This is a genomic window from Phenylobacterium sp. (genome assembly GCF_037968635.1).
In the GTDB taxonomy this organism is placed as follows: domain Bacteria; phylum Pseudomonadota; class Alphaproteobacteria; order Caulobacterales; family Caulobacteraceae; genus Phenylobacterium.
The window spans coordinates 17209-27688 of record NZ_JBBKVV010000019.1 but is presented as its reverse complement, the minus strand read 5'-3'; the positions used below and the strand labels follow the sequence as shown (position 1 = coordinate 27688).

At 68.2% G+C, this 10480-nt stretch carries 9 protein-coding genes and 1 pseudogene; 7 read left to right on the top strand and 3 right to left on the bottom strand.

The window, feature by feature from the left end; all coding sequences use genetic code 11:
* The 3 genes and pseudogenes from AAC997_RS02305 to AAC997_RS02295 form a co-directional block, all read right to left on the bottom strand.
* Positions 1-407 (bottom strand): annotated as a pseudogene (locus AAC997_RS02305) (hypothetical protein); the annotation flags it as partial.
* A gap of 23 nt (positions 408-430) precedes the next feature.
* Positions 431-820: a hypothetical protein gene (locus AAC997_RS02300; RefSeq protein ID WP_340644085.1), complete on the bottom strand. Its 390-nt coding sequence runs from the start codon at positions 818-820 to the stop codon at positions 431-433.
* 93 nt (positions 821-913) lie between these two features.
* A complete protein-coding gene (locus AAC997_RS02295) occupies positions 914-1708 on the bottom strand; it encodes an HAD family hydrolase (RefSeq protein ID WP_340644084.1) in 795 nt (264 codons plus the stop codon).
* A gap of 109 nt (positions 1709-1817) precedes the next feature.
* Between AAC997_RS02295 and AAC997_RS02290 the strand changes: the two genes are divergently transcribed.
* From AAC997_RS02290 to metH, 7 genes are all read left to right on the top strand, one after another.
* A complete protein-coding gene (locus AAC997_RS02290) occupies positions 1818-3143 on the top strand; it encodes an aspartate aminotransferase family protein (RefSeq protein ID WP_340644083.1) in 1326 nt (441 codons plus the stop codon).
* A gap of 34 nt (positions 3144-3177) precedes the next feature.
* Positions 3178-4104 carry a 2-hydroxyacid dehydrogenase gene (locus tag AAC997_RS02285; RefSeq protein WP_340644082.1) on the top strand — a complete coding sequence of 309 codons (927 nt, stop codon included), beginning with the start codon at positions 3178-3180 and terminating at the stop codon, positions 4102-4104.
* Positions 4105-4122: 18 nt separating this feature from the next.
* Complete coding sequence (locus tag AAC997_RS02280; RefSeq protein WP_340644081.1) at positions 4123-4500, top strand: VOC family protein; 378 nt, start codon at positions 4123-4125, stop codon at positions 4498-4500.
* 31 nt (positions 4501-4531) lie between these two features.
* Complete coding sequence (locus tag AAC997_RS02275) at positions 4532-5503, top strand: metalloregulator ArsR/SmtB family transcription factor (RefSeq protein ID WP_340644080.1); 972 nt, start codon at positions 4532-4534, stop codon at positions 5501-5503.
* Positions 5500-6423: a methylenetetrahydrofolate reductase [NAD(P)H] gene (gene metF / locus AAC997_RS02270; RefSeq protein ID WP_340644078.1), complete on the top strand. Its 924-nt coding sequence runs from the start codon at positions 5500-5502 to the stop codon at positions 6421-6423. The genes AAC997_RS02275 and metF overlap by 4 nt, the downstream gene beginning before the upstream one ends.
* Positions 6420-7484 (top strand): homocysteine S-methyltransferase family protein, encoded by a 1065-nt coding sequence (locus tag AAC997_RS02265; protein WP_340644077.1) that lies wholly within the window; start codon positions 6420-6422, stop codon positions 7482-7484. The genes metF and AAC997_RS02265 overlap by 4 nt, the downstream gene beginning before the upstream one ends.
* Positions 7485-7673: 189 nt before the next feature.
* Positions 7674-10319, top strand: a complete 2646-nt coding sequence (gene metH / locus AAC997_RS02260) for a methionine synthase (protein WP_340644076.1) — start codon at positions 7674-7676, stop codon at positions 10317-10319.
* Positions 10320-10480 lie beyond the last annotated feature (161 nt).

Sequence of the window (10480 nt, the reverse complement as noted above, 5' to 3'; positions counted from 1 at the left end):
TTGCTGGCAATCCTTGGGGTGGGCCCCGTGGTGGCCGCGGGTTGGTTGGTCTCCACGGTGGTCGGTGCGGCCGCGGGCGCCGGGGCCGCTCCGACCACGGTGGAGACCAGCCAGCCGGCGGCGACCACGGGGCCCAGCCCAGGGATGGCCAGCATGCCGAGACCGGCGAGCAGGCCGCCGCCCGCGCCGATCAGGCCGCCCGCAGTGGCGCCCTCGGCCGCGCCTTCGGCGGTCTCATTGTCGTCGTCGAGGTCGGCGGTGTGGTGACGGTGGCCGTCGTGCCAGTTGTCGGCGTTGCTGGCCACCAGGCTGATATCGTTGTGGGAAATGCCCGCGCGCTCCAGTTCGGAGACGGCGGTCATGGCTTGGGTATGGGTGTCGAACAGGCGCGAAATGGTGCGGCTCATGATGAGCTCCTTGGGTTTGAGGGTTAGCGGGCGGTGACGGCGCCCTTGAAGTCGAGCGAGACGTCCATGGTCTTGCCGTCCTTCATGGCCTTGGCGGTCCAGAGACCGTCGGCGCCCTTGGTGAGGCCGGTGACGCCGGTGTAGCCGGCGGACTCGATGTGGCCCCTGGCCTGGCCCTCGGTGAAGGAGTTGGAGGCGGCCTCGGGGGCGGTGTCGGAGGCGGTCGCGCCGGTGTCGATCGCGTCATTGGCGGCGGGCGGGGAGACCGCGCCGCCCGGGGCCGCGACGTTGGCGCCGGCGTCGACGGCGGCATTGGAGGTGTCGGCGGCGGTTTCAGAGGCGGGCTTGGAGCAGGCCCCCATGAGGGCCAGGGTGAGGGCGGCGCCCGTGAGGGCTACCAGGGTCTTTCGCATTGCAGTTTCCTCCGGAGATTGAGGCTGACCAGCGCCCAACATCCGGAGTTCGTTCCCACAGCCTGGCTTAGAAAAATCAGCGGCCGGGCCGGCTCACCCCAGCAAGGTCTCGATGACCCTGGCCACGCCGTCGTCCTCGTTGGCGGCGGTGGTCTCGTCGGCGGCGGATAGGACGTGGGGGTGGGCGTTGGCGACGGCGACGCCGCGGCCGGCGACGGTGAGCATGGGGATGTCGTTGGGCATGTCGCCGAAGGCGATGATCTCGTGGGCCTCGATCCCCAGGTCGGCGCCCAGGTGCAGCAGGCCGCTGGCCTTGGAGACGCCCAGGGCTCCGAACTCCACGAAGGGGGCGCCGGAGTGGGTGACGGCCACGCGATCACCGGCCAGGGACCGGATCAGGGCGTGCAGGTGGTCGATCTCGTGGACCGGATGATGGACCAGAATCTTGATCAGGTCTTCGTCACAGAGGCTGTGGACAAGGTCCACGCGCGGCTCATGGTGGTGGACGAAACCCTCGAACATCGCGGTGGGGAAGGCGTCCTCGCGGCCAACCTTGTGGCCGTGCTCGGTGGCGAAGCTGAAGTGCGGATCTGAGTTGCGAAGTTCGCCGATCAGCTCCAGGGCGATGGCGGTGGGCAGGGGCTCCGCGCGCATGACCCGGCTCTCGGCCAGGTCGTAGATCAGGGCGCCGTTGGAGCAGACGGCCAGGCCGGTGATGCCCAGGTCGTCGGCGATGTGGTGGACGTCGCGGGGCGGCCGCGCGGTGACGAAGGCCACGGCGATGCCCGCCTCACGGGCATTGGCCAGGGCGGTGCGCGTGCGCGTCGAGATCGAGCCGTCGCGACGCAGCAGGGTGCCGTCGAGGTCGGTGGCGATGAGGCGGATCATGGCTGGTTTTGATCGCACGCGCGGAGGCCGTCAAGCGGGCGCCCGCGCCTCAATCAGGTGGCGGGCCTGCCGAGGACGTGATCTCGTGGCGGTCAGGGAGGACCCAAGCATGAGCGCCGACTTCGGAGACAACCGCCCCGACCTGGCGGCCTGGTGGATGCCCTTCACCGCCAACCGGCGGTTCAAGGCGCAGCCGCGTCTGTTGGCGCAGGCCAGCGGCATGTACTACCGCACGGTGGAGGGCCAGGAGGTGCTGGACGGGACCTCGGGGCTGTGGTGCGTCAATGCGGGGCATGGGCGCGCGGAGATCGCTGACGCCGTACATCGGCAGTTGATGACGCTCGACTTCGCGCCGTCCTTCCAGATGGGCCACCCGATCGGGTTCGAGTTCGCGCAGCGGCTTACGCAGATTTCGCCGCCGGGCATGGACCGGGTGTTCTTCACCAATTCCGGGTCGGAGTCGGTGGATACGGCGCTGAAGATCGCCATGGCCTATCACCGGGCGCGCGGCGAGGGGCAGAGGGTCAAGCTGATCGGCCGGGAGAAGGGCTATCACGGCGTCGGGTTCGGCGGCCTGTCGGTGGGGGGGCTGGTGAACAACCGGCGGACCTTCGTCACCCTGCCCGGCGTCGATCACCTGCCGTCGACCTATGACCTGGCGCGCAACGCCTTTTCGCGGGGGCTGCCCACCCACGGGGCGGAGAGGGCCGACGCGCTCGAGGGGCTGATCGCCCTGCACGGGGCCGAGACCATCGCCGCCGTCATCGTCGAGCCGGTGGCGGGATCGGCGGGCGTGCTGCCGCCGCCGTTGGGCTATCTGGCGCGCTTGCGGGAGATCTGCGACCGGCACGGCATCCTGCTGATCTTCGACGAGGTGATCACCGGGTTCGGACGGGTGGGCGCGCCCTTCGCCGCCCAGGCCTTCGGGGTGACCCCGGACATCATGACCACGGCCAAGGGGCTGACCAACGGGGTGGTGCCGATGGGGGCGGTGTTCGTGAAGCGGAGCGTGCACGACGCCATCGTCCAGGGGCCGGAGGGCGCGATCGAGTTCTTCCACGGCTACACCTATTCCGGCCATCCGGTGGCCTGCGCGGCGGGACTGGCGGTGCTGGAGATCTATGCCCGCGAGGACCTGTTCGCCCGGGTGGCGGCCATGGCGCCCCTGTGGGAGGCGGCGCTGCATGGGCTGCACACCCGACCTCACGTCATCGACATCCGCAATGTGGGCCTGATGGGCGCCATCGAGCTGTCGCCCCGCGACGGGGCGCCGGGGGCTCGTGGCTATGAGGTGCTGGTGAAGGCCCTGGCGGCGGGCCTACTGGTGCGGGCGACGGGCGACATCATCGCGCTGTCGCCGCCGCTGATCATATCGGAGGCGCAGATCGGCGAGCTGACCGAGATCCTGGGCGGCGTGCTGGCGGGGATCGACTGAGCGGCTATAGAGGACCGTCCTTCCGGAGCGTCCCATGTCCCACACCCTGCTGATCTCCCACCCGATGCTGTCGCCCATGCAGGCGGGGCTGGAGGCGCAGGGCTATGGCGTCGTGCGGCGCTGGGAGATGGCCAAGGGCGAGGCGCAGGCCGTGGAGGCCATCGTCCATGCCGGCGAAATCTATCTGACGCCCGACTTCCTGGAGACGCTGCCGAACCTGAAGCTGATCGCCAATGTCAGCGTCGGCTATGACGGGGTCGACGTGCCCTGGTGCCGGGCGCGAGGGATCGAGGTGTCCCACGCCGACGGGCTGAACGCCGAGGATGTGGCCGACCATGCCCTGGGCCTGCTGATCGGCGGCTGGCGCAATATCGCCGCCGGTGACCGCATGCTGCGGGCCGGGCGCTGGAACCATGACCGCATGGCGGTCGGACCGGGCCTGAGCGGCCGCAAGGTGGGGATCATGGGGCTGGGACACATCGGCGTGGCGGTGGCCAGGCGGGTCGAGGCCTTCGGCATGACCGTCGCCTGGTGGGGCCCGAACGCCAAGCCCGACGCCGCCTGGCCCCGCGCGGCGAGCCTGCTGGCCTTGGCGGAGGCCAGCGACATCCTGGTGGTGGCTTGCCGCGCCGATGTTTCCAACCGCCAGGCGGTGGACGCCGCGGTGATTGAGGCCGTGGGACCCAAGGGGATGATCGTCAACGTCTCGCGCGGTTCGGTGATCGACGAGGACGCCCTGATCGCGGCCCTGAAGGACGGCCGCCTGGGCCGGGCGGGACTCGACGTCTTCGCGCAGGAGCCGACGCCTGCGGAGCGCTGGGAGGGCGTGCCGAACACCGTGCTGACCCCCCACAGCGCCGGCGGCACGGTGGGCTCCCTGCCGTCGATGATCGCCCAGACCTTCGAGAACCTGCGCCGCCACTTCGCCGGTGAGGCGCTGTTGAGCCCGGTCTCGGCCTAGAACCAGGAGTTCAGGATCATGGCTAAAGTGCTTGGAATTGGTGGTGTTTTCTTCAAGGCTTCAGACCCGGCGGCCCTGGCCGCCTGGTACGATCGCGTGCTGGGGTTCGGCGGCGGCGCGTGGGCTGGCGCGATGTGGCCGCACGGAGACCGGGGCTACACCATCTGGTCGCCGTTCAAGGCCGACACCACCTATTTCGAGCCGTCGACCTCGCCGTTCATGATCAATTTCATTGTCAATGATATGGACGGCGTGCTGGCCCGCGCCGCCGCCGAAGGGGTGGAACCCACCGGCCGCGACGACTCCGACGCCAATGGCCGCTTCGCCTGGCTGATGGATCCGGCGGGCCTGAAGATCGAGCTCTGGCAGCCGGCGGAGGCCCTTCCCGAGGCTTGACATAAAGACATAAAGATATCTTTATGTGATCATGAGTCTCTCGGCGATCCAGGCTGTGGAAGTGTTGCGTGCGGCGGGCGAGCCGTCGCGCCTGCGTATCCTCGCCCTGCTCTCCCATGAGGAGCTGGCGGTGCTGGAGCTGTGCAAGGTTCTGGACCAGAGCCAGCCCCGCGTCTCGCGCCATCTGAAACTGCTGGCCGAGGCCGGTCTGGTGGAGCGGTTCCCGGACGGCGCCTGGGTCTTCTACCGGCTGGTGGCCGGGGGGCTGGCGCGGCGTCTGGCCGACGAGACCCTGGCCGCCGTCGATCCCGCCGATCCGATCCTGGTCCGTGACGCCGAACGCCTGCAGGCGGTGCGCGACGAGCGCTCCACCGAGGCCGGGGAGTATTTCGCCCGCAACGCCGCCCGCTGGGACGAGATCCGCTCGCTCTATGTCTCCGAAACCGCCGTCGAGGCCGCGGTGCTGAAGGCCGCCGGACCTGGCCCCTTCAAGCGGCTGGTGGACCTCGGCTCAGGCACCGGCCGGATGCTGACGCTCCTCGGGCCGAATGCCCAAGCGGCCGTTGGGCTCGATTTGTCACAGCAGATGCTGAACATCGCCCGGCGACACGTGGCCGACTCCGGACTGGAGCGTTGCGAGCTGCGCCACGGAGATATCTTCGGCACCCGCCTGCCGGGCCAGAGCGCCGATCTCGTGGTGGTCCACCAGGTGCTGCACTATCTGGGCGATCCCGCCGCCGCCGTGCGCGAAGCCGCCCGGCTGGTGGCAGAGGACGGCCGGCTGATCATCGTCGACTTCGCCCCCCACAGCCTGGAATTCCTGCGTGAGCAGCACCAGCACCGTCGTCTCGGTTTCGCCGAGGCCGAGATGGAGCGCTGGATGAACGAGGCCGGCCTGACCCGGGTTCGCGCCGAGGCCCTGCCGCCCGCACGGGGCGAGGGCCTGACCGTCAAGATCTGGACCGCCGAGCGCGTCCGCCAAGCCGAGAGGAGCGCCGCATGAGCCCGCTGGAAACCGCGCTGGGACCGGTGGCGCGCGCCGGCGCGGGCCTGGCCAAGCGCCCCTCCGTCTCGTTCGAGTTCTCGCCGCCGAAGGGGCCGAAGAGCGAGGAGAGCCTGTGGGAGGCCATCCGTCGGCTGGAGCCCCTGAACCCGTCCTTCGTCTCGGTGACCTATGGGGCCGGCGGCTCGACCCGTGACCGCACCCACCGGACGGTGGTGCGGATGCTCAATGAGACGACCCTGCGGCCTGCCGCCCACCTGACCTGCGTCGAGGCCAGCCGCGCCGAGGTGGACGAGGTGATTCAAGACTACTGGGACGCCGGCATCCGCCACATCGTGGCCCTGCGCGGCGATCCGCCGGGTTCGCTGGGCGGCGCCTACGTGCCCCGCACCGACGGCTACCAGAACGCCACGGAGCTGACGGCCGGCATCCGCGCGATCGGCGACTTCGACGTCAGTATCGGCGTCTATCCGCAGATCCACCCGGAGAGCCCGTCCGTGGATCACGACATCGATGTCCTGAAGGCCAAGATCGACGCCGGGGCCACCCGGGCGATCAGCAACTTCTTCTTCGACATCGACGGCTACCTGCGGTTCGTCGAGAAGATCCGCAAGGCCGGGGTCACGGTTCCGATCCTGCCCGGCATCATGCCGGTGAGCAGCTATGAGGGGCTGAAGAACATGTCCCAGCGCATCGGCGTCACGCTGCCGGGCTGGCTGGGCAACCTGTTCGAAGGCCTCGATGACGACCCCGAAACCCGCAAGCTGCTGGCCTGCTCCGTCGCCGCCGAGATGTGCGCGCGGCTGGTGGAGGAGGGGTTCTCGGACTTCCATTTCTATACCCTGAACAGGGCCGACCTCGTTTACGCCATCTGCCGGGTGCTGGGCGTGCGGGAAGAGCCGACGGAGAAAGCCGCATGAGCCTGCGCTCGGAACGAATTGAAAAGCTGAAGCAAATCTCGCGAGAGCGGGTGCTGATCCTCGACGGCTCCTGGGGGGTGATGTTCCAGAAGCGCAAGCTGGACGAGGCCGACTATCGCGGCGAGCGGTTCAAGAACCATCCCGGCCAGCTGAAGGGCAACAACGATATCCTGTGCCTGACGCGGCCCGACATCGTCGGTGATCTGCACGACCAGTACTATGGCGCGGGCGCGGACATCAGCGAGACCAACACCTTCTCGGCCACCACCATCGCCCAGGCCGACTACGAGTTGGAGAGCGCGGTCCGCGACATCAATTTCGAGGGCGCACGGATCGCCCGTGAGCGGGCCGACGCCTGGACCGCCAAGGAGCCGCACAAGCCGCGCTTCGTGGCGGGCTCGGTGGGGCCGCTGAACAAGATGCTGTCGATGTCGTCGGACGTGAACGATCCCGGGGCGCGGCTGGTGACCTTCGACGAGGTCTACACCGCCTATCGCGAGCAGATGGTCGCCCTGCACGACGGGGGCGTGGACATGTTCCTGATCGAGACGATCACCGACACGCTGAACTGCAAGGCCGCCATCAAGGTGATCCTGGACATGGAGGACGAGGGCTACGAGCCTCTGCCGATCTGGATCTCCGGGACCATCACCGACCGCTCGGGCCGCACCCTGTCGGGCCAGACGGTGGAGGCGTTCTGGAACTCGGTGAAGCACGCCAAGCCCTTCGCCATCGGCTTGAACTGTGCGCTCGGCGCCGACCTGATGCGGCCGCACATCGCCGAGCTTTCCCGCGTGGCCGACACCCTGGTGAGCGCCTATCCCAACGCCGGCCTGCCCAACGCCTTTGGGGAATATGACGAGGAAGCCCACCAGACGGCCCACGAACTGCACGAGTGGGCCAGCCGGGGCCTGGTGAACATCCTGGGCGGCTGCTGCGGCACGACGCCCGACCACATTCGCCACGTGGCCGACGCCGTGAAGGGTGTTAAGCCCCGGCAAATCCCCGAACGCCCGAAGGCCATGCGCCTGGCGGGCCTGGAGCCGTTCGAGCTGGCCTAAGAGTTTCGCTTCCTTCTCCCCTTGCGGGAGAAGGTGGCCTGCGACAGCAGGTCGGATGAGGGGTCGCACCGAGCTATTCGGTCAGACCTCGCCAAAAGCGCGGATAGGGGAGCGTGACCCCTCATCCGTCAGCTTCGCTGCCACCTTCTCCCGCAAGGGGAGAAGGGCCGAGTTGAACGAGCGGATTTGATGAGACCTATCTTCATAAATGTCGGCGAGCGGACCAACGTCACCGGCTCGGCCAAATTCCGTAAGCTTGTCGCCGAGGGGGATTATCCCGCGGCGCTCTCGGTGGCGCGCCAGCAGGTGGACGCCGGCGCCTCGGTGATCGACATCAACATGGACGAGGGGCTGCTGGACAGCGTCGCGGCCATGAAGACGTTCCTCAATCTGATCGCCGCCGAGCCGGACATCGCCCGGGTGCCGATCATGATCGACTCTTCCAAGTGGGAGGTGATCGAGGCGGGTCTGAAGTGCGTGCAGGGCAAGGCCATCGTCAATTCGATCTCCATGAAGGAGGGCGAGGACAAGTTCCGCGAACAGGCCAAGGCCTGCCTGCGCTATGGCGCCGCCGTGGTGGTGATGGCCTTCGACGAGGTCGGCCAGGCCGACACCGCCCAGCGCAAGATCGAGATCTGTACCCGCGCCTATCGCATCCTGGTGGACGAGGTCGGTTTCCCGGCAGAGGACATCGTCTTCGACCCCCACATCTTCGCGGTGGCGACGGGGATCGACGAGCACAACAACTACGCGGTCGACTTCATCGAGGCCGTGCGGGTGATCAAGGACACCCTGCCGCTGGCCCGCATCTCGGGTGGCGTCTCGAACGTGTCGTTCAGCTTCCGCGGCAACGAGCCGGTGCGGCGCGCGATCCACGGGGTGTTCCTCTATCACGCCATCGCCGCCGGCATGGACATGGGCATCGTCAACGCCGGCGACCTGCCGGTCTATGACGACATCCCCGAGGAGCTGCGCGAGGCGGTGGAGGACGTGATCCTCAACCGGCCGCAGCGGACCAATATCTCCAACACCGAGCGGCTGGTGGAGCTGGCGCCCAAGTACAAGGGCGGCAAGTCCGAGGCCAAGGGGCCCGACCTGGCCTGGCGCGAACTGCCGGTGGCCAAGCGCCTGGCCCACGCCCTGGTCAACGGCCTGACCGACTTCATCGAGGCCGACACCGAGGAAGTGCTGCTGTCGGTCGAGCGGCCGCTGCACGTCATCGAAGGTCCGCTGATGGACGGGATGAACGTGGTGGGCGACCTGTTCGGCTCGGGGAAGATGTTCCTGCCGCAGGTGGTGAAGTCGGCCCGGGTGATGAAGCAGGCCGTGGCCTATCTGATGCCGTTCATGGAGGCCGAGAAGGAGGGCAAGCCGCGGGAGAACGCCGGCAAGATCCTGATGGCCACCGTCAAGGGCGACGTCCACGACATCGGCAAGAACATCGTCGGCGTGGTCCTGCAGTGCAACAACTACGAGGTCATCGACCTGGGCGTGATGGTCGCCTGCGACCGCATCCTGGACGAGGCCATCGCCCACAATGTCGACATCGTCGGCCTGTCGGGCCTGATCACGCCCAGCCTGGACGAGATGGTCTATGTGGCCAGCGAGATGGAGCGGCGCGGGTTCACCATTCCGCTGCTGATCGGCGGCGCCACCACCAGCAAGACCCACACGGCGGTGAAGATCGAGCCCGGCTACCAGGGCGGCTCCACCACCTATGTGCTGGACGCCAGCCGCGCCGTGGGCGTGGTCTCGGGCCTGCTGTCGAAGACCGAAAGCGAGCGCATCCAGGCCGAGACCCGGGCCGACTACGTCAAGGTCCGCGAGCAGTTCGCGCGGGGCAACACCAACCGGGTCCGCGCCACCCTGGCCGACGCCCGGGCCAACAGCTTCAAGCCCTCGGGCTGGCAGGCGACGCCCCCCAGCTTCATCGGGACGCGCACCTTTACCGCCTATGACCTGGGCGACCTGGCGGCGCACATCGACTGGACGCCGTTCTTCGCCAGCTGGGAACTGATCGGCCACTATCCGCAGATCCTGGAGGACGATGTGGTGGGCAAGGCCGCCACCGACCTCTTCAAGGACGCCCAGGTGATGCTCAAGCAGATCATCGCCGAGAAGTGGTTCGAGGCGCGCGGCGTGGTGGGCTTCTGGCCGGCCAATGCCGACGGCGACGACGTGGTGGTGTGGACCGACGAGACGCGGACCGTCGAACTGACCCGCCTGCACACCCTGCGCCAGCAGATGGCCAAGGGGGAGGGCGGCCGGGCCAATGTGGCCCTGGCCGACTTCATCGCGCCCATCGGCGAGCGCGACTGGATCGGCGGCTTCGCGGTGACCGCCGGCCACGGCGAGCCGGAGATCGCCAAGGCCTTCAAGGACAAGGGCGACGACTATTCGGCGATCCTGGCCGCGGCCCTGGCCGATCGTCTGGCCGAGGCCTTCGCCGAGGCCATGCACCGCAAGGTGCGCACCGAGCTGTGGGGCTACGCCCCCGACGAGCCCTTCGATATCGAGGCGCTGATCGGCGAGAAGTACCGCGGCATCCGCCCGGCCGCCGGCTACCCCGCCCAGCCCGACCACACCGAGAAGGCCGAACTGTTCCGCATCCTGGACGCGCCCGCCCAGACCGGCATGGAACTGACCGAGAGCTTCGCCATGAACCCGCCGGCCTCGGTTTCGGGACTCTATTTCGGCCACCCGGAGGCGCACTATTTCGGCGTCGGGCGGATCGAGAAGGACCAGGTCGAGGACTATGCCCGTCGCAAGGGCTGGGACCTGAAGACCGCCGAACGCTGGCTGGCCCCGATCCTGAACTACGAGCGGGGGAAGTAGCCGCCATCCTCGGGCGTGTGTTCACCGGGACAAACAATTGCTCGCCGTCGTAATCTGAATGTCTGGAGTCGGCGGGGCCTGTGCTTCTGGCTGCACGCGACCCTCAAGCGACCTCAGAGAGATCTGCCCTAGGGTACGTGTATCGACATCATCGCCGCCGC

Excerpts from the sequence above, each read along its gene's own strand:
- AAC997_RS02280 (WP_340644081.1), top strand. The coding sequence starts at position 4,123 with ATGGCTAAAGTGCTTGGAATTGGTGGTGTTTTCTTCAAGGCTTCAGAC.
- metF (WP_340644078.1), top strand. The coding sequence starts at position 5,500 with ATGAGCCCGCTGGAAACCGCGCTGGGACCGGTGGCGCGCGCCGGCGCG.
- AAC997_RS02265 (WP_340644077.1), top strand. The coding sequence starts at position 6,420 with ATGAGCCTGCGCTCGGAACGAATTGAAAAGCTGAAGCAAATCTCGCGA.
- metH (WP_340644076.1), top strand. The coding sequence starts at position 7,674 with ATGAGACCTATCTTCATAAATGTCGGCGAGCGGACCAACGTCACCGGC.
- AAC997_RS02285 (WP_340644082.1), top strand. The coding sequence starts at position 3,178 with ATGTCCCACACCCTGCTGATCTCCCACCCGATGCTGTCGCCCATGCAG.
- AAC997_RS02290 (WP_340644083.1), top strand. The coding sequence starts at position 1,818 with ATGAGCGCCGACTTCGGAGACAACCGCCCCGACCTGGCGGCCTGGTGG.
- AAC997_RS02275 (WP_340644080.1), top strand. The coding sequence starts at position 4,532 with ATGAGTCTCTCGGCGATCCAGGCTGTGGAAGTGTTGCGTGCGGCGGGC.
- AAC997_RS02300 (WP_340644085.1), bottom strand. The coding sequence starts at position 820 with ATGCGAAAGACCCTGGTAGCCCTCACGGGCGCCGCCCTCACCCTGGCC.
- AAC997_RS02295 (WP_340644084.1), bottom strand. The coding sequence starts at position 1,708 with ATGATCCGCCTCATCGCCACCGACCTCGACGGCACCCTGCTGCGTCGC.